The following is a 17918-nucleotide window of genomic DNA, read 5'->3' as shown; positions in this document are numbered from 1 at the left end:
CCCTGAAAAAAACATATTTTATAGTCTATTTCTTATATACTGAAATATTTTCTGGCGCATTTACTTTGTTCCAGCCTGGAATCTGAATATTTTCATTATCTCCAACAATTATAACGCCATTGCCTTTAGTTTTTTCACTAAATTCAGACAAAAGTGTATTTCTTGAAGCATCAGGCAAGAACGCAAGCAAATCCCTCGCAAACACAATATCTATAGGAGGAAGATTATTTGTGTTTACGCAGTCATGGTATTCAAACATTATAGAATCTTTTATGTCCTTGTTGAACGCATACTCACCGCTTACAGTCCGAACAGTATAAGGCTGATACCAGCTGTTGCTAGCTTCATCAGAAAGCGTCATAAGAGGAGCATTTGAAACGCTAAGCAAATCAATATCATGGCCGTAAATTCGGATTTTTGCAGACGGATATTTTTTTCTTAATATGCACGCCAAAGAATAAGACTCGTAGCCTTTTCCGCAGCCCGGATTCCAAACAACAATATTTTTTGCGCTGTTGTCAGGAAGCACTTTTTCCACAGCATCCGCGTATTCTTCTGTCCACCAGTTTCCATTGCATTTTGAATAGAAAGAATTCAAGAACAAATCCGCATCTGTTTCATTTTGAAGCTGAGTTTTTTCTTCGCCGCGCTCCTTGCTCCACTCTGCATATCTTTTTTCAGTCCAGTCTTTTGTAATTTCGCTTACATAGAATTTCTTGAAATTTTTAAGTGAATCAGCTATGAAATTCAAATCCTGAGCAGAATTCTTTTCTTTTGCAGCAGGCTTTTCAACTTCAGGAGCAGATTTTTCAGCAGACGAAGCAGCTTCCGCAAGTTCAGCTTCCTGCCGTAATTTTGCCTGATTCTGGGCAGTTTCCGCAAGCTCTTTTTCTTCTTCTGGAGTTCTGTGGCCAAAAATTCTGTCAATGTCCAAAAGAACATAAAGATTGTTTTCGGACTCAACAACGCCGTAAATGTACTTTATGTTTATGTCGCCAAACAAAGGATGCGGCGGCTGAATGGAACTTTTCTGAATTCCAACAACCTTGTCAATTTCGTCAACAACAATTCCAAATGTCTGCTCGCCAACTGAAACAATCAGCAAATTTTCAAGGTAATCGTCATCATGCTCCTGAACTTCACTGTTGAAGAAAAGGCGCAAATCAATAATCGGAATAATATCGCCGCGCAAATTGTAGACACCGCGGACAAAAGGAAGAGCATTCGGAACATAAGTAAAATGTCCGGCTTTTGCAATTTCCTTTACCTTCATAATGTCAATGGCGTAATCTTTTCCAGACAAAGAAAAAGTAACCATTTTGAAATCTACAACTGTAATCTTGTTTTTTTCTTCTGCAAGCTGTTCCGAAGACAAGCCTTCAGCCCTGTCCATTGTATTTGCAAGCACACTAAGTTTTTCTTGAATTGTCGCCATACACTAACCTCTTGCCGCAGCTGATTTTATAGCTTCCGCTTCACGTACTTGCTGTGCATCAAGTTCCTGCTTTACTCCAAGTTCAAGAAGCTGATTCACATCAATAATAAGAGAAACTGAACCGTCTCCAAGAACTGTCGCGCCAGCAATTCCAGGAGAAGAAGTAAACTGATCCTGAAGAGGTTTTATTACAACATCTTCTTCGCCAATAAGAGCGTCAACCATAACGCCGATTTTCTTTTCCTGAGAACCAACAATGACAATAAAACAATATTCATCATTGTCTGTCTTGCGGATATTAAAGAGTCGTCCAAGCCGCAGAATCGAAATAACTTCGTTGCGGACATTCAAAACTTCATAGTTGTCAATTGTATTTATTGTGTCAAGTTTTACACGCTGGCTTTCAATAACATTGGCAACTGGAATAGAGTAAACTTCTTTTCCAACGCGAACCAAAAGTCCCTGAATAATTGCAAGCGTAAGCGGAAGTCTTATCGAGAATTTTGAGCCTTTTCCCCTTTCACTTGTAACATTAATTGTTCCCTTTAGTTTTTCAACCATTGTCTTTACAACATCAAGACCTACGCCGCGTCCAGAAACACTGCTGATTTTGTCGCTTGTAGAAAATCCCGGAAGGAAAATAAGATTATAAGCATCTTGATTTGAAAGAATTTTATTAGGACTTATAAGACCTTTTTTAATCGCCTTTTCTCTGACTTTATCAACTTCAATTCCAGTTCCGTCATCAATTATATCAATGACAATCATGTTGCCTTCGTTTGCAGCGCGCAAAGTCAAAGTTCCAGTCTCGTCTTTTCCGCTGGCTTTTCTTTGTTCTGGCGGCTCAATTCCGTGGTCAACAGAATTTCGTACACAGTGCATGATTGGATCTAGCAAATCATCAACAACAGTTTTATCAAGCTCTGTATCTTCACCTTCAATAACAAGGTTGACTTTTCTGCCCAAATCACGGCTCAAATCACGGACAACGCGCGGAAATCTGTTGAAAATAGTTCCAATAGGAACCATTCGGATTTTCATAACGCCTTCCTGAAGCTCGCCCGTAATGCGTCCAAGATTCTGCGTTGTAGAACGGTATTTTGTAGAAGAAGACTTGAAGTCACTTTCAAAAGCATCAAACCAAGAAGACATAGAGCCGAATTCTTCTGTCATCTTCTGCATGATTTCTTTCATCGGAACGCCATTTTGAAGTTCTTCAATATACTTTGGCATACATTCCATAAGACGGCGGTGTTTTTCCTTGAAAGAAAGATTCAAATTCTGAAGCTTTACCTGCAAGTCCGCCATGTGAAGTCCATTCTGATTAAACGCGGCTTTTGTAATAACAGTTTCAGAAACAAGATTCATAAGATTGTCAACACGCTTTGAGTCAACTCTTAAAATTGAAGACTGGTTTACAGCATGACCAGCGGCTGGCTTTTTTACAGGCTGCGCAGTATTTTGCGCAGGTTCAGTTTTGTTTTCTACAGGAGCAGCTGGAGTTTCCGCAGATTTAGGCTGTTCTTCAGCAACAGGAGCGGTGGCTTGAACTTTTTCCGGCGCAGGAGTCTGTTCTGTAGCAGGAACGGCAGAAGAAGCACCTGAAACCGGCTGAGCATCAACTGCAAGAGTTACGTCATCCAAGAAAGCCGCATCTTCAAGAGCAGAACCTTCATTTGCAGAAGAAACGTAATAAACAACTTGCGGATGGAATTCATCTTCGTAAAGCTCTTCAAAATCAGGAACAGTCTTTAAAACAGTTCCGCAGTTCTTTAGAGCCGCAAAAACCTGAATTCCGCCAACGCTGTTCATTGGATTTGATTCATCAAAAGTAACATTTACAGACCAAAGCTTCTGGCCTTCTGGAACTGCATTTTTAAGTTCCGTATATTCGTCATCAGATAACGGCGGAACAGGCGGCATTCCATTAGAAGTCTGAACCGCTGGCTTTGGCTCACTAGCAGCTGGTTTTTCAGCAGGAGCAGCGCCAAGCATTCCAGATGGAAGTTTTACGTGCGCGCTCTTTTTTGGAGCTTTTGCCGGTATAAATGAATTGATTTTCTGGACAATAGGAGTTATATCTTCCTGATAAACAGAACCATTGCTTCTTGCATCAAGCATAGCTTTTATAGTATCTATAGAAGACAATAAAACATCTACAATAGGTTCAGAAACTGAAACAAGACCGCTTCTAAGCGCATCAAGCAAATCCTCTACATCATGGCAGAATGTTGCAAGCTCATTCATTTCCACAGTAGCCGAGCCGCCTTTCAACGTATGTGCCGCCCGGAAAATTTCATCTATGGCATCATGATTTGAAGGGTCATTCTCTATTACAAGAATGTTGCTTTCAAGAGTCTCTACCTGCTGTTCAGCTTCCGAAAAAAAATCCTTCAGAAGCTCTTCATTATTGGCATCAAGATAATCACTCATAGAATATATTTTAATCGAATATAATAAAAAATCAAGTAAAGTTTAATCTTTTTTATTGGAACATCTTAAAAAATCCAAATGTTAAGTTTTTTTTTATTCTTCCGAAAATCAAAGGACGGAAGATTTTTTCTTTATTTTTTTGCACTGAATTTTTCCGCACGGAGGACTAATTGAAACGATTTCTTTGCGCAGCCGCCATTTCAATTTCAGCAGCTTTAAATTTATTTGCATTTGAAAGCCCGTATTTTAACGGATACACAGGATTTATTGCCGGAATTCAAAACGAATACGACTCTGAAAATTTTGATCCGGCTTTTACAGGAGAAACTTTTTTTGCAGGCCAGATTGATTTTGGCGGAAAACTTTTCCTAAGAGGCGAATTCTACGCCAAGGCAAACGACATTTTCAAATACGACTCTTTGAACGGAGACACTCCAAACTCGTATCTTAGAGTTGAAGAAGTTTCTGCGACATACACAGTCAATTCCGCGCACGCTTCCCATTACATAAGCCTTTACTACGGAAATTTTGAACCTGTCGGCTCGGATTTGTTTCTTCAGCGTCAGTTCGGAATAAAGCCAATCCGCTCTTCATTTACAGAAAGTTTCCACGGACTTGCAGGAGCCAGCTACTACCCTCTTTACGCGCAGGGAATCGGCTACACATTTCACCCGGAAGGAAATTTTGCGGCGGGAATAAATCTTTACAAGAACAAGGCGGCGGAAGATGAAAATCAGGACGATGTTCTGAACCTTGACTTGCGGCTTGCTTCTCTTGTCGGAATTTCAACAATTGATTTTTCAGCGGGACTTGCGCTTCCTTCCGAAGTAAACAGCGAAGACAATGACGCGCTTGTGTACATCAAAGAGCTTCAGGTTCACGGCGGATTGAATTTCTTAATAGGAAACAGAAACACAACTTCACTTTTGATTCAAGGCGGCGTAAACAAATACATTCTAAGAAAAGGTAACAGCGATTCAGATCAAGACAAAATAGAAATGAAAGATGTCTGGGCGTTTGTTGAGCCAAGAGCGCAGGGCAAATACATTTCAATTGACACTTCTGGATTTGTTTTTCCGGCGGAAGCGGCAGAAGATATGATTTTCCTTAGAAATATAATAAGAAGATACCCGGGAACTGAAAATGTTTTTGGAATGAATTTAAATATCCACACAGACAGACTTTATGCAGGAGCAACAAAACTTTCCGTTGGAGCGCACACGACTTTTGCAGTTTCGCGGGTTGATCCAGACGGAGATGACAAGCAAGAAAAAAGCCTTTGCATTTCGCCTTATGCAGGAATTGAAATTCTTGGCGGAACACTGAACGCTTCAGTTTCTGTAAACTTGCTGGATCTTAAAAGCGACCGGGAAAAAAGCTATTCAGCTACAATCGGATTCAAAACAAAATTCTAAAAGCTAAGAAATTTCTTCCAAGGAGTAGCCTATGCCGCGCGCAGTTCTTATCCGTGCGTTGACATTGAGCTGCTCCATTTTTTTTCTGATAAAAGAAATATAAACTTCAACGTTGTTATATTCCGCCGCGCTGTTTCCGCCCCAAATCTTTTCTATAATAAGCTCTTTTTTTACAATCTGATGCGAAAATTCAAACAAAAGTGTAAGAATCAAAAGTTCCTTTAAAGAAATTTTCATGGATTCGCCGCTGGAATTTTGAATTTCGCACGAATTTTTATCCAGCAGAAAATTTCCTATTGAAACTGTGCTCGACTTGAATTCACCTTTTCGCCTTGTAAGAGCTTTTATTCTTGCAAGAAATTCTTCAAAAGAAAAAGGCCGCCTAATATAATCGTCCGCGCCGGAATCAAGACCTTCAACAATTTCGTCAACAGAAGGATTTTCGGACATAAGAAGAACCGGAACAAAATTTTTTTTCTCGCGGAGAATTTTTACCGCCTCAAGCCCGCTCATTTTTGGAAGAGCAGATTCAATAACAAGCGCGTCATAAATTTCAGAAGAGGCATATTCAATAATTTCTGTTCCAGTATAAACTGTGTCAGTTCCAAAATGATTTTTTTGCAAGAACTCAGCCAAAGCCTGGGAATTTCTTACATTGTCATCGGCAAGTAAAATTCGCATAAAATTTATTATAAGACAAATTTTCAGGAAACAAAAGGGCGAATATAAAAATTGTGATTTTAGCTTTAAAAACAAAAAAGCTGTCCAAAACAAGTTATTTCAGACAGCCAAAAAAGTCCTATAAAAAATTAAACAAGCTTGAATTTCTGCTCGACATAAGGCTCGCGGACAACCATTACAGAACAGTGCGCGCTTCCAATTATTTCGCTGTCTTGGGAAGAAATCACATCGCGTGAAAGTGAAGAAAGATGGTCAAGGTTTTTTGCACCGCCCAAAAGTATAAGGTCAGCCTTGAATTCATCTGCGGCCGTAATAATTTCAGACCAAACTGCGCCTTTGCGGATTTCAGTTTCAATCTTTACGCCTTTTGACTTTGCAAGATCCGTCACATAATCCAGATTTTTTTCACTGTCAGATTCAAGGCTTTTTGCAATAGACTCGCCTTCCTGCGAAACCATAAATTTCTGCAAAGTGAGATACTTTATGGAAGCTGTGTCTACAACGCTTACAACTTTTACTGCGCATTTGTAGACTTTTGCCATAAGAATTGCGTACAAAACTGTATGAAGAGAAGAGCGGGAACCATTGTAGCCAACTACAACCCGTTGAAAAAGAGGTTTTATCATTTTTCACCCTGCCTTTTTTTTAAAGACTTCATAACGAAAACATTATCACGTTCCCGTTCCTCAAGAACACCTTCAATATACTTCACAGTTTCCTTGTCCTGCGGAATAACCGTTTTATCCAAAGCATTTACACGACGCTGGGTTTTCTTGACTTCAAGAGCAAGCCTCCAGGCGACAGTTCTTATGCTCGCCATTTTTGTCAGAAGCGTCAAAAGCTCAAAAAAATCCGCCATAACTTCATCGCTGTCTGCAAAAGTTCCCATAAAAGAAGAAAAAAGTCTTCTCTGCGGAAGATTCACATCGATTGTTGTAAAAGACATTCCTGCGATTACAGCCGGCTTTTTTGTGATTTCAAAGTTGTAGTCAATTCCGTGCGCAATACGTTCAACACGGTCGCCGCCGACAGAAACAAGCATTTTTTTCAGCGCAGGATAGGCTTTCTGAACGCACTTGTCAATCTGATTTTCCAGAAGCTTAACCTGCTCAACAATCCGCATAAGCTCCATTACAAGAATCTCGCGCTTTTGCTCAAGCAAGTCGTAGCCTTCAGTACTGATTGCAAGCTGCTCTTTTATTGCGAGAAGATTCGATTTTGTCGGAGCAATATTCAGTTTTGCCATAGTCAGTTCTCTAAAGCTTTTGGAAGATACTTGTCAATCATTTCATTCTTGATTCTGTAAAGCTCTTCGCGCGGAAGAATACTAAGCATTTTCCAGCCCAAATCAAGAGTCTGATCTATTGAGCGGTCTTCGTATTCGCCTTGGGTAAAGAATTTCGCCTCAAGCTCGTTTCCGAATTTCAAGTAGCATTGGTCAAGCTCAGAAAGTTCCTCTTCGCCAATAATGGAAGCAAGGTTTCGGATTGACTTTACTTTGCTGTAAGCGGCAAAAAGCTGGCTTGAAACAGGAGCGTGGTCTTCGCGGGTCATGCCTTCGCCAATTCCGTCTTTCATAAGGCGGCTCAAGCTAGGAAGTCCTGATACCGGCGGATACATTCCCTTCTGGCTCATTTCGCGGTCAAGAACAATCTGACCTTCCGTGATATATCCTGTAAGGTCAGGAATTGGATGCGAAATATCATCGTTCGGCATAGAAAGAATAGGAATCTGCGTAATTGAACCTGTGCTTCCCTGAATTTTTCCTGCGCGCTCATAAAGTTCCGCCAAATTTGAGTAAAGATAGCCCGGATAACCTTTTCTTCCAGGAACTTCACCACGCGTTGTTGAAATTTCACGCAAGGCTTCGCAATAGTTTGTCATGTCTGTCATAACAACAAGAACATGCATATTGCATTCATAAGCAAGATATTCAGCGGCGGTAAGAGCGCATCTCGGTGTAATAATACGTTCAATTGAAGGCGCGTCAGCCAGCGACTGGAACATTACAACTTTTGACAAAACTCCAGACTCTTCAAAAGTATGCTTAAAGAACTGCGCAACATCGTATTTTATTCCCATGCCGGCAAAAACCATAACAAATTCTTCGTTGCTATTGAGGATTTTTGCTTGGCGGATAATCTGGGCGGCAAGCTTGTTGTGCGGAAGTCCGTTTCCAGAGAAAATCGGAAGCTTTTGTCCGCGGATAAGCGTGTTCATTCCGTCAATTGAAGAAATTCCAGTCTGAATAAAATCGCGCGGATAAACACGTGCATAAGGATTTATCGGATTTCCGTTTACATTTACTTTTTTGTCGGAAATAATCTGCGGATAACCGTCTATAGGCTCGCCAAGTCCGTTGAAAATGCGTCCAAGAAGCCCTTTTCCAACACGAAGCTCCATCGGTTCTTCAAGAAATTCCACAGTTGTATTTTCCAAGTCAAGACCAGTCGTGCTTCCGAAAATCTGAACAATCGCAGTTTTTTCATTCAAATCGATAATGCGTCCAGTCTTTTTTTCACCGTTTTTATCGCGGACATAAACAACTTCATCATAAGAGGAATTTTCACTGCGTTTTACAGCTACAATCGGTCCGTCAACAGAAGTCAGTCCTGTATATTCAATTCCTTTCATAGTGCAACATCCTTGCGGTACATTCTTTCAAGTTCCGCCATCTGGTCGTCAAGGTGATTTTGAATAGTTGTAAGCTCGTCAAGCTTGTCGTTTGGAATTTCACTTTTTGCCCTGATTATTTCATTTCGAACAGGAAGCTCGGTAACTTTCAAAAGCGGACAGCCGGATTTTATAACCTTCAGCGCTTTTTCATAGAAAATCATCATAAGCAAAAGTATATTCACCTGTTTTTCCGGAACTGCATAGGCATCAATTGAATCAAACGCATTCTGTTGCAAAAATCCGTTTTTAATCATTTCGCAGACAGTAAGAATAAGACGATCGCTGTCCGGCAAAGCATCCGCGCCAATCAAACGGACAATCTGCTGAAGACGCTGTTCACGTTTGAGCAAATCCAAAGCCTGAACACGAATTGAAGCCCAACGAGGATCAAATTTGTCCCACCAGCCTTTAATTTCCGCAGCATATTCTGAATATGAATCAATCCAGCCAATAGCAGGATAATGGCGCGCATTTGCAAGTTCACGATCCAACGCCCAGAAACAGCGGATAAAACGCTTTGTGTGCTGGGTTACAGGCTCGGAAAAGTCGCCGCCCGCAGGAGAAACAGCTCCAATAACAGAAACTGAGCCTTCCTTTCCGCAGAGAGAATTGACACGACCGGCACGCTCATAGAATTCAGCAAGGCGAGTCGGAAGATACGCAGGATAACCTTCCTCAGCTGGCATTTCCTCCATACGGCCTGAAAGCTCACGCAAGGCTTCTGCCCAACGGCTAGTCGAGTCAGCCATGATTGCAACGTGCATTCCCATGTCGCGGTAATATTCGGCAAGCGTAATTCCAGAATAAAGTGAAACTTCACGCGCCGCAACCGGCATATTTGAAGTGTTTGCAATCAAAATCGTGCGTTCCATCAAAGAACGTCCAGTTCTAGGGTCAATCAAAGTCGGAAATTCAGTCAGAACATCCGTCATTTCGTTTCCGCGCTCACCGCAACCGATGTAAACAATCAAATCCGCATCGCACCATTTTGCAATCGCATGCTGGGTCATTGTTTTTCCAGTACCGAATCCGCCCGGAATTGCGGCAGTTCCACCTTTTGAAAGCGGAAAGAAAACATCAATTACACGAAGACCTGTAACAAGCGGCTGGCTTACTTCGAGTTTCTGAGCAAAAGGACGAGGTTTTCGCAAAGGCCAGTACTGGCTCATCGAAATATTTTCACCAAGCTCTGTAGTAGCGATTGTCTCATCAATTGTATAAGAGCCTTTTCCGGCGAAAGTTTTTAGAACACGTCCGCGGATTGTCGGAGGAACCATTATCTTGTGAACAATAGAACCAGTTTCCTGAACAGTTCCAAGAACCATTCCCGGAGCAATGGAAAGACCTTCGCACATTTCTTTTCCGTCGGAAGGATGAGCTGCAGGAATAAATTCCCATTTCTTTTTATTGTCAATAGGTTCTGTACGCTGGCCAGGGAGCAGAAAAACCCCGCCGTCTTCATACATTTCTTTTAAAGGACGCTGAATTCCATCGTAAATTGTGCCTACAAGCCCAGGTCCAAGTTTAAGTGAAAGAGGACGCTCGCTAGAAACAACCTGCTCGCCAACGTGCATTCCTGTAACATCTTCATAAACTTGAATTGTAGCTTTTCCTTCACTCTGGCGGATTATTTCACCAATAAGCTTTTTTTCGCCAACATCAACAACATCGTAAAGTCCGCATTTTTCAAGGCCTTCAGCATAGACTATAGGACCTGAAATTCGGGTTATTTTTCCAGTAATCATTCAGGCAACCTCCCGCCAAAAAGAGTCTTTGCAAGAAGTTCTCTTTTTTCGTCTAAAATTTCCTTTATTTTTTCATCAAGCGTCAAACGGCAAGTAACAGAACCGTCCAAAGCTTTCAGTATAATTCCTTCCTTTAAATTGAATCCTTCAAGGGTTTCGCGGGAAACAAGATGAACGTCTCCAGCCTCGCATGAAGAAAGATTCTGCGGAAAAACTTTTTTCAGCATAGATTCAGCATCAGAAAGATTGAATCCAACAACAACCGCTGAAATTTTCTTTTCCTGAATTGCTTTTTTTGCACGCTCGCAAAGACTTTGTATAACAAGAAGACGTTTTTTGTCTCCGATAGATTCAAAATACTTATTCATAGCTTCTATAATAGAGCCATAAATGTAAGAAACCAGATAACGCTGCTTTTCAAGAGGAAGCGACGCATTTATATTTTTTTCATAAACAGCAATTCCTTCTGCGGAGATTTTTTCTGCATCTGACTTCGCCTTTTCAATGCGGTCTTGAACTCCGTCAATGAGCTGCTTTGCGCTTTCGTCCGCTTTTGCAAGAATTTTTTCTGCTTTTTTTACACTGTCAGAACGAATTTCTTTGTCCAGAACTTCCGTTGAACGTAATTCTTCCATAAAAAATCTTCCTTGTATGGTTTCGGTATGAACCTTCCGCACAAAATGATTAGTTTTATAAGCCTTAAAATTCAGAGCAAGGGCAATTTTTTCTGCTTCAATAAAATCTTGCAACTGGATTTTTTAGTTTCGCTTAAAATCCTAAATCGATGAATAAAAATTAAACTTGAATTCCAACTGCTTCCCGGATTGAATCAGTAAGAGTTTTTCTTCCCTGAATATGCCCCTGAAGCCCAGGAATTTCCACAATAAGAGGAGCTTTGCCGTGCATCTGCCAAGACTGAATTTCCTTGGACAGCATATCGGCTATGTCTTCCGTAAGGATGAGAACCTTTGGTATGTCGCCAACGGAACCTACGGAAGAATTTTGTCCGGTTGCCTTGTTAAAAGCATCCAAAGCTTCCTGTCTGTTAGAAACAGCTTTGCCTTTTACGCCCGCAAGCATAAAGCCAAGAATCAGTTCCCGTTCTCCAATTACAAAATATTCCATGGTTTTGCTTTTTATGCCAGACTGAATTTTCAACAGTTAAACTGCCAAAAATTCAGCCTTCAGCAAAAAATTCTATTACATTATCATAATGAACAAAGCAACAAGGAATCCCCAAAGACAAATACCTTCAGCAAGACCTACGAAAGGAAGCGCCTTTCCAGAAAGCTCTGCGTTTTCGCTCATTGCGCCCATAGCAGCTGAACCGATTTTTCCAACAGCAGAACCGCCGCCAATACAAGCGATTCCAACAGCAAGAGCAGCAGCTACATATTTTATAGCTCCAGCATTAGAAGCCGCCTGTTCTACAGCCTGCTCTTCAGGAACAGAAGAAGCCTGTGCAAAAACGCCAGCAACAGCAACCAAAAGCATCATTGAGAGAGCAACCAAAAATTTCTTGTTCATAATAAAAACCTCTTGTTCTAAAAATTCTATAAATAAACTGCAAAAAGCAGCTGTCCACAAACTAAACTGTCTCTTTATAAACAAAAGAGAACGGCTTGAATTCACGTCCTGTCTCGCTAAAGAATTTCGAGAAGAACTCGTAGTACTGAAGACGAACAACCTGAATTGCAACAATCATTCCTTCAAGAACTACAACAATAGCATTTCCCAAAATTGCCACAGCAATTCCGCCTGCGCCAGGAGCAAGCTCAACAAAAGTGTTGATAATGTATCCCAAAACTGCGTGGGCAAGAGCAAATGCGCCTACACGGACAAAGCTAACTGTATTTGAAAGATAAGAAGAAATGACTTCAATGATTTCAACTACAGCGCCAATAACCGCGCTAAAAAGTCCGTTTTCCAAAATAGGACGCTCGCCGTCAACAAGCCTCTGGAATATTTCAGAGCAAGCCGTTAAAAACAGCGAAACAGCTATAACAATCCAGTCATAAGCGGCAGGAGAATGCTTAAACAGCGCAACTCTAACCGCAAAAATAATCACATACCAGAAGAAAACCGCGCCTGAAATTCCAGTTTTTCCAAACAAAGCTTTTCCAATCCGGCGCAACGAAAACTGATTTATTATATTTATAATAAGTCCACAGCTGTTAATTATAAAGCCTATTGAAATCGTAAAGCCAAAGAACGCAAACATTCTAGTTATAGAAGCAGGATCGCTTGAAGGCATCATGTGCAGAATCGGAGCGTGCGGAGTTCCAAAAAGTCCTGTAACCCACAAAGCGAACGGACGCAGCAAAGTTTCATTTGCAAAAAATTCGCCGGTAAGAAGTCCCATAATTGTGCTGCTTATTCCTATGCAGCAGAAAATTCCGCCGAACTTTTCCCAGCCTGAAATCTTGATTTTTTTAAGGCAGCAAAGAATTCCTATTATAAGGAAGCACAATCCCTGGCCCGCGTCTCCAAACATAATTCCAAAAAGAACTGTAAAGAACAAAGCAACAAACGGAGTCGGATCAACAGTTCCATACAAAGGCGAGCCATAACTGAAAATCATGCGCTCAAAGTTTGAAACGATTTTTCCGTGCTTAACCTGAACCGGAACTTTTTCCTGCCCTGAAACAACAGACGGAACTTCGGTTGGCAAAAATTCACGTATTCCAGCGCGGCTTTGCGTAAGCTCGTCCAAATCTTTCATTACTTTTCTAATAAGATATGCGGGAATCCAGCCAGTTATTCTATAAACAAATTCCGTGGACTCAAGAGAATTTTCCACAGAATAAATTTGGCTTCCAATCGAATAAATCTGCAAAAGCCTGTAAAGCTCATCCTTGTGAGTTTCCGCAAAATTACGGCGTTCAGTCTGAATTTCCTCAAGGGCAGCGGCGGCTTCAGTTTTATTCCGCTCCAAAGTAAGAAGAACTTCATCAGGAATTCCTTTAAAATCCTTTGGAACTTGAAGCTCTGTAAATCCGGCTTCCTTAAGTTCTCCGTCCAAGGCAAAGCGGGCTTTTTTTGACGAAGCGGCAAGAATTCTTGAATCATCATCGCCAAGCTTTACAATAATTCCGCGTGAACCAAGCCGGGCTTTTAAATCATCAATTTTTTCAGGATCTATTTTTCCGATTCGCAAAGTAAGAAAAGAAAGCGATTCAAGATCTGAATAAGAAACTTTCAGATTTGCAAAAGCCAAAGCTTCTTTGTATGCGGAAACTGCCCTTTTTTCCTCGTCAGCGGCGGTAAGCTCTTTTTTATGAATATCTTCAACTGAATCAATAATTTTTGTCGCGCTTTCAAAATCAGCATCAGAAGGAAGCGGAACAGAACCTTTGTATCCGTCCAAATCAGGCAAATCCAAAGCCGCCCTAACTTGCTGAAGCCGCTCAAAAACAGAAGCATCCGGGTTAAGTCTTTTTGCAGAGTCAGAAGAATCAGAGGCAAATTCCTGCTGGAACTGAAATTCGCCCAGCTCGCCAAGGTATTTAAGAACAGAATGTATGTCTTCCCGCAAAACCATAAGCTCAATAAGACGCATTGTGGTTGTTCTAGCCATTTATTACCTCCAAGGCTCCAGTCATCTGCATAGCCTGCGATGAATCTATGCTAAGCCGCAGACTTTCAGAAGCCGTGCGGATATTGTCAAGTTCGTTTCTTTTTATAATAAACCAGCAGACAATCGGGCAAGCCGTAAACGGATATTTATGGAAAAGTTTGTACGCTTTTTTTACATAAAGACTTTTATACGAATTAGAAATCCACCTAGGATCTATTGTCCATACAACGCCTTCCTCATGCGGATTCAAAAGCTTGCTGTATTTCCAGTTTTTCCAGGCATCGTAATTGTCCAGTTCCCAGTCCAGCGTCCTTATAGCTTCATAGGCAAGCGGATCTGAATTTTCCTTTTTTTCTGTTGAATAAGCCAAAAGCGGAATAATTTCTTCCTTTTGCATTTTATAGTAAAAACGAAGCCGGATTGCCCAGACAATATTGTCTATTCTGATTTTTTCACCAATCAACTTAAGAATTTCTTCCCTGCAAGACGAATGAACCTGCTTGGCGGCATTCCAAAGCGACATAATGTAATGGCAGTCAAGCTTGTAATTCGCCAGATGCTGCTCGGAAACAGGGGGAATATTATTGTACCAAGAAAGCGGTCCGCCGGATGTAATTGAAGCGATGTCCGGCCATTTATCATAATTTATTATATTAAAAGGAGTTATCTTTTGAACATCAGGGATTTTCTTTTCTCCAAGTGAAAGAGAAGCTGAAATGTCCTTAAGATTTTCATAGTCAAAACTTCTAAGCAAAGTCAAAACAATGCTGTCCGGCTCTGAATAATTCCCAACAAGTTTTTTATAGTCGTAAATAAAACGCTCAAAAGCTTCCTGCTCCAAGGCGTGAGCCAAAAGAGTTTCTGGAACAACAGGAACTTCTTTCTTAAACAAAAAAGCCCACAATTCCTGCAATGTGTGAAAAGAAAACAACTGCCTTGCGCGTTCCCCAACATAAGACCGGGCAAGCATACCGCTGGCTTTTGCATAAACATAAGAATCAGCGGCGGACTTATCCATTGCCATATCGCTCTCCTATGAAAAAAGAATTTTATCCATAAGAGCGTTAAAAGACGTATAATCCTTTTCGCTTGAATTCAAATTCTGTTTATAAGATTCTATGTCTGCGGAATGTTTTTTTTCTATAGCGGATTTTGTATCTTTTTCTTTCTGCTCAATTTCAGAAACAACAGCGGAATACTTAGCCTTGAATTCAGATTCAGCCTGAGCACGTGCAGCTGCGATTTTTTCATCTGCCCTTTTCTGCGCGTCAAGCACTGTTGTAGAAGCTTCTTTTTCTACATCAAGAAGATGTGTAATAATATCAATTTCTTCAGCAGCCATTATGTACTCCAAATAAAAGTTTTAGCTTTCTATTGAGATTCAGCCTCGCACAAAGCATCGAATACTTCCTGCGGTGAAGTTTTTTCAAACAGTTTTGTTATAAAAAGAGGATCTTGCAGAACAACGGCAAGTTCTTTTAAAATCTCAAGAAGAATATTATTGTCGTTCAGACCGCACAAAAGCATAAATACAAGATTTACAGGAGAACCGTCCAAGGCATCATAATCAATACCTTTGCGGCTTATTCCTATTGCTCCGACACAGCCTTTTACAGAACTACAAATTCCATGCGGAACTGCGACACCGTGCATTATGCCAGTACTCATTTGAGCTTCACGTGCATGAAGAACAGACAGAGCGTCGTCTCTGCTAACTTCCGGGTGTTCAGAATGGATAACTTGCACCATTTCCTCAAAAAGCTCGTCTTTGTCTTCGCTTTCAAGGTTTACAATTATGCTTTTAGGAGAGAATATTTTTGAAAAAACCATATTACCATCCTTAACAATAGAGCCGCAAAAAACAAGCAGCTTTATTTTTCAGCAGGGCTAAGCTCCTCCTGAAGCCAGCTTCCGTTATCCTCAGAAGAAGCCTGTTCTCCCTGAATTTCCTTTACAGTAGATGACAAGTCTTCCTTTGCAGGAGCTTTGTTCAAAAGTGAAATTCCAAAAGCAGTTACAAAGAACAATGCGGCAAGAACACCAGTTGTTTTTGTAAGAACACTCGCTGAACGGGCGCCAAAAGCTGTAGACTGTCCGCCGCCAAAAGCGCTTCCCATGCCATTATTTTCTTCATTCTGAACAAGAACAAGAAGAACTAAAAGCACACAAATAATTACAAACGCAATGAGAAGGATTGTTTTTAAAACAGCCATTTTTTACTCCAAACACCGGACATTCCCGGCAAAATTCATTTTTAGTCTCATTATAATAATGAAATATTTCCGTTAGGTCAATTAAGAATTATAAAAACAATAGATTCCAAGCAGCAACTACAAAATTAATCATAGAAAAAATAAATTATCCTTAACTTAACAATTTTCTAATCGGAATTTTACAGTTCACATTTATCTTTTTGTAAAACAAAATCAAAGAGGTTCTTTATGAAAAGGCAATTATTTTATGCTTTGGCAGCAGCGGCGGCTTTTCTGCCGGTTTCCTGCGCCTCAACATCAAAGGCTGGATTGGACTCAGCTTCTCCGTTTGAAAAAGTCGGCCTGGACGGAAGCAAAGTTCCATACACAATTCTTGCAAAGACAGCAGACGGAGTTGAAATCCAGAACGGCGGATACGGCTCGGACGCATGCGCCCATCCAACGGATTCAACTCTCTTCTATCTGTTGACAGACCGCGGGCCGAACATCGACTTTAAGGGCGGAAGCGGAAAAGGAAAAATGTTCCCGGTTCCTTCTTACGCGCCAAGAATCGGGCTTTTCAAGATGAACGATGACGGCTCAGTTTCGCTTGTAAAGGAAATCACTCTTAAAACTCCTGACGGAAAAGATATAACCGGGCTTCCAAATCCTGCCGGAAAAGGCGCGACCGGAGAAATCGCCTACGACCTTGACGGAAACATTCTTGGAACAGACGAGTACGGACTTGACAGCGAGGGAATCGTTGCTATGAAAGACGGAACTTTCTGGATTTCTGATGAATACGGGCCGCACATTGTCCATTACGACGCGGACGGAAAGCAGATTGAAAGAATAAGCCCGTTCGGAATGGACACAGGAAAAAGACATCTTCCGGCAGTTCTTGCGCGCCGCCGTGCAAACCGCGGAATGGAAGGGCTTGCGGCAACTCCTGACGGAAAAACTCTTGTCGGAATCATGCAGTCCACACTTTTCAATCCCTCAAAAAAAGAGATTTCAAACAAGCAGCTTGTGCGCATTGTAACTTTTGACATTAGAACTGGAAGCACAAAGCAGTACGCTTATATCCAGAACAAGGAGACAGACTCAACCTGCGGAATTACGGCTCTTTCAGACACAGAATTTGCTGTGATTGAGCGTGACGGAAAGTTTTCTGGCGAAAAGGAAGCGCATAAGTATCTTTTCAAGATTGACATTAAAGGCGCGACCGACATAACAGGAGAAAATCCAGAATCTAAAGAAGGACTTTTAATAAACGGCAAAACTCTTGAGCAGTGCAGCACGGAAGAGATTGAGGCGGCTGGAATCAAGCCTGTAAAAAAGGAATTCCTTGTTGACCTTGTGGAATATCTTCCGAACAAGTATCCGCACGACAAGCTTGAAGGCCTTTGGATTTTAGACAGCAGCACAATCGCCGTGGCAAACGACAACGACTTTGCAATAAATGTTGAAAACAACCAGCTTGTGCAGAAAAAACTCCCCGGAACAGGCAGCATTGACGACGACGTGATTTATGTAATAAAGCTTCCAAGGAGTTTGAGATAAAAAATCTGCAATAAAATAAAAAGGAGCTAAGATAAAAACAGACGAAAATAGCGTCTGTTTTTATCTTTAAAAGTTTGCGTTGCAAACTTTCTTATCATCAGTTGTTTCTCACTTCGTTGCGAAACAACTTAAAAAGTCAATCCTAAAACTGAAGTTTTTATCTTGACTTTTTATGGAAACTAGCTATGAAAAATAGTTCAG

At 41.1% G+C, this 17918-nt stretch carries 17 protein-coding genes; 2 read left to right on the top strand and 15 right to left on the bottom strand.

The features are described 5' to 3' along the window. Positions 1 to 25 precede the first annotated feature (25 nt). Positions 26 to 1435: a CheR family methyltransferase gene (locus tag Q0H92_RS03915; RefSeq protein ID WP_296012181.1), complete on the bottom strand. Its 1410-nt coding sequence runs from the start codon at positions 1433 to 1435 to the stop codon at positions 26 to 28. Between the two features lie 3 nt (positions 1436 to 1438). After that, positions 1439 to 3868 (bottom strand): chemotaxis protein CheA, encoded by a 2430-nt coding sequence (locus tag Q0H92_RS03910; RefSeq protein ID WP_296012179.1) that lies wholly within the window; start codon positions 3866 to 3868, stop codon positions 1439 to 1441. A gap of 170 nt (positions 3869 to 4038) precedes the next feature. Between Q0H92_RS03910 and Q0H92_RS03905 the strand changes: the two genes are divergently transcribed. Then, entirely contained in the window at positions 4039 to 5283 is a 1245-nt protein-coding gene (locus Q0H92_RS03905) for a hypothetical protein (RefSeq protein ID WP_296012176.1), read from the top strand. Between the two features lie 3 nt (positions 5284 to 5286). Here Q0H92_RS03905 and Q0H92_RS03900 read toward each other — a convergent pair whose 3' ends face one another. The 13 genes from Q0H92_RS03900 to secG all read right to left on the bottom strand — a co-directional run bounded on the left by Q0H92_RS03900 (position 5287) and on the right by secG (position 16175). Then, positions 5287 to 5964 (bottom strand): response regulator transcription factor, encoded by a 678-nt coding sequence (locus Q0H92_RS03900; protein WP_296012174.1) that lies wholly within the window; start codon positions 5962 to 5964, stop codon positions 5287 to 5289. 128 nt (positions 5965 to 6092) lie between these two features. Continuing rightward, positions 6093 to 6590 (bottom strand): universal stress protein, encoded by a 498-nt coding sequence (locus Q0H92_RS03895; RefSeq protein WP_294012182.1) that lies wholly within the window; start codon positions 6588 to 6590, stop codon positions 6093 to 6095. Then, positions 6587 to 7210, bottom strand: a complete 624-nt coding sequence (locus Q0H92_RS03890; RefSeq protein WP_273352371.1) for a V-type ATP synthase subunit D — start codon at positions 7208 to 7210, stop codon at positions 6587 to 6589. The genes Q0H92_RS03895 and Q0H92_RS03890 overlap by 4 nt, the downstream gene beginning before the upstream one ends. A 2-nt stretch (positions 7211 to 7212) precedes the next feature. Beyond that, positions 7213 to 8598, bottom strand: a complete 1386-nt coding sequence (locus Q0H92_RS03885; RefSeq protein WP_013701799.1) for a V-type ATP synthase subunit B — start codon at positions 8596 to 8598, stop codon at positions 7213 to 7215. Beyond that, entirely contained in the window at positions 8595 to 10385 is a 1791-nt protein-coding gene (locus tag Q0H92_RS03880) for a V-type ATP synthase subunit A (RefSeq protein WP_296012170.1), read from the bottom strand. The genes Q0H92_RS03885 and Q0H92_RS03880 overlap by 4 nt, the downstream gene beginning before the upstream one ends. Beyond that, complete coding sequence (locus Q0H92_RS03875) at positions 10382 to 11020, bottom strand: hypothetical protein (protein ID WP_296012169.1); 639 nt, start codon at positions 11018 to 11020, stop codon at positions 10382 to 10384. The genes Q0H92_RS03880 and Q0H92_RS03875 overlap by 4 nt, the downstream gene beginning before the upstream one ends. A gap of 160 nt (positions 11021 to 11180) precedes the next feature. Beyond that, on the bottom strand, positions 11181 to 11510 hold the full coding sequence (locus Q0H92_RS03870) for a V-type ATP synthase subunit F (protein ID WP_013701802.1): 330 nt from the start codon (positions 11508 to 11510) through the stop codon (positions 11181 to 11183). Positions 11511 to 11585: 75 nt separating this feature from the next. After that, entirely contained in the window at positions 11586 to 11912 is a 327-nt protein-coding gene (locus tag Q0H92_RS03865; protein WP_013701803.1) for an ATP synthase subunit C, read from the bottom strand. 61 nt (positions 11913 to 11973) lie between these two features. Further along, positions 11974 to 13962, bottom strand: a complete 1989-nt coding sequence (locus Q0H92_RS03860; RefSeq protein ID WP_296012167.1) for a V-type ATPase 116kDa subunit family protein — start codon at positions 13960 to 13962, stop codon at positions 11974 to 11976. Then, entirely contained in the window at positions 13955 to 14986 is a 1032-nt protein-coding gene (locus Q0H92_RS03855; protein WP_296012165.1) for a V-type ATPase subunit, read from the bottom strand. The genes Q0H92_RS03860 and Q0H92_RS03855 overlap by 8 nt, the downstream gene beginning before the upstream one ends. A gap of 9 nt (positions 14987 to 14995) precedes the next feature. Beyond that, the gene (locus Q0H92_RS03850) at positions 14996 to 15304 is read right to left on the bottom strand and encodes a hypothetical protein (protein ID WP_296012162.1); all 309 of its coding nucleotides are present in this window, start codon (positions 15302 to 15304) and stop codon (positions 14996 to 14998) included. A 29-nt stretch (positions 15305 to 15333) separates the two neighbouring features. Next, positions 15334 to 15792, bottom strand: a complete 459-nt coding sequence (locus Q0H92_RS03845) for a PTS sugar transporter subunit IIA (RefSeq protein WP_296012160.1) — start codon at positions 15790 to 15792, stop codon at positions 15334 to 15336. A 41-nt stretch (positions 15793 to 15833) separates the two neighbouring features. Further along, entirely contained in the window at positions 15834 to 16175 is a 342-nt protein-coding gene (gene secG / locus Q0H92_RS03840) for a preprotein translocase subunit SecG (RefSeq protein WP_273352404.1), read from the bottom strand. A gap of 228 nt (positions 16176 to 16403) precedes the next feature. Here secG and Q0H92_RS03835 point away from each other — a divergent pair, with 228 nt between their 5' ends. Beyond that, positions 16404 to 17717 (top strand): esterase-like activity of phytase family protein, encoded by a 1314-nt coding sequence (locus tag Q0H92_RS03835; RefSeq protein WP_296012157.1) that lies wholly within the window; start codon positions 16404 to 16406, stop codon positions 17715 to 17717. Positions 17718 to 17918 lie beyond the last annotated feature (201 nt).

Origin of the sequence: uncultured Treponema sp. (assembly GCF_934725225.1) — a bacterium.
Lineage (GTDB): Bacteria > Spirochaetota > Spirochaetia > Treponematales > Treponemataceae > Treponema_D.
Note: the sequence above shows the minus strand (reverse complement) of the source record. Positions and strands in the feature narration are given on the sequence as shown.

Bases quoted from the DNA above. Each gene is read 5' to 3' on its own strand.
- Q0H92_RS03850 (WP_296012162.1), bottom strand. From the start codon at position 15,304: ATGGCTGCTGAAGAAATTGATATTATTACACATCTTCTTGATGTAGAA.
- Q0H92_RS03910 (WP_296012179.1), bottom strand. From the start codon at position 3,868: ATGAGTGATTATCTTGATGCCAATAATGAAGAGCTTCTGAAGGATTTT.
- Q0H92_RS03915 (WP_296012181.1), bottom strand. From the start codon at position 1,435: ATGGCGACAATTCAAGAAAAACTTAGTGTGCTTGCAAATACAATGGAC.
- Q0H92_RS03885 (WP_013701799.1), bottom strand. From the start codon at position 8,598: ATGAAAGGAATTGAATATACAGGACTGACTTCTGTTGACGGACCGATT.
- secG (WP_273352404.1), bottom strand. From the start codon at position 16,175: ATGGCTGTTTTAAAAACAATCCTTCTCATTGCGTTTGTAATTATTTGT.
- Q0H92_RS03870 (WP_013701802.1), bottom strand. From the start codon at position 11,510: ATGGAATATTTTGTAATTGGAGAACGGGAACTGATTCTTGGCTTTATG.
- Q0H92_RS03880 (WP_296012170.1), bottom strand. From the start codon at position 10,385: ATGATTACTGGAAAAATAACCCGAATTTCAGGTCCTATAGTCTATGCT.
- Q0H92_RS03865 (WP_013701803.1), bottom strand. From the start codon at position 11,912: ATGAACAAGAAATTTTTGGTTGCTCTCTCAATGATGCTTTTGGTTGCT.
- Q0H92_RS03835 (WP_296012157.1), top strand. From the start codon at position 16,404: ATGAAAAGGCAATTATTTTATGCTTTGGCAGCAGCGGCGGCTTTTCTG.
- Q0H92_RS03875 (WP_296012169.1), bottom strand. From the start codon at position 11,020: ATGGAAGAATTACGTTCAACGGAAGTTCTGGACAAAGAAATTCGTTCT.
- Q0H92_RS03890 (WP_273352371.1), bottom strand. From the start codon at position 7,210: ATGGCAAAACTGAATATTGCTCCGACAAAATCGAATCTTCTCGCAATA.
- Q0H92_RS03860 (WP_296012167.1), bottom strand. From the start codon at position 13,962: ATGGCTAGAACAACCACAATGCGTCTTATTGAGCTTATGGTTTTGCGG.
- Q0H92_RS03900 (WP_296012174.1), bottom strand. From the start codon at position 5,964: ATGCGAATTTTACTTGCCGATGACAATGTAAGAAATTCCCAGGCTTTG.
- Q0H92_RS03895 (WP_294012182.1), bottom strand. From the start codon at position 6,590: ATGATAAAACCTCTTTTTCAACGGGTTGTAGTTGGCTACAATGGTTCC.
- Q0H92_RS03845 (WP_296012160.1), bottom strand. From the start codon at position 15,792: ATGGTTTTTTCAAAAATATTCTCTCCTAAAAGCATAATTGTAAACCTT.
- Q0H92_RS03855 (WP_296012165.1), bottom strand. From the start codon at position 14,986: ATGGCAATGGATAAGTCCGCCGCTGATTCTTATGTTTATGCAAAAGCC.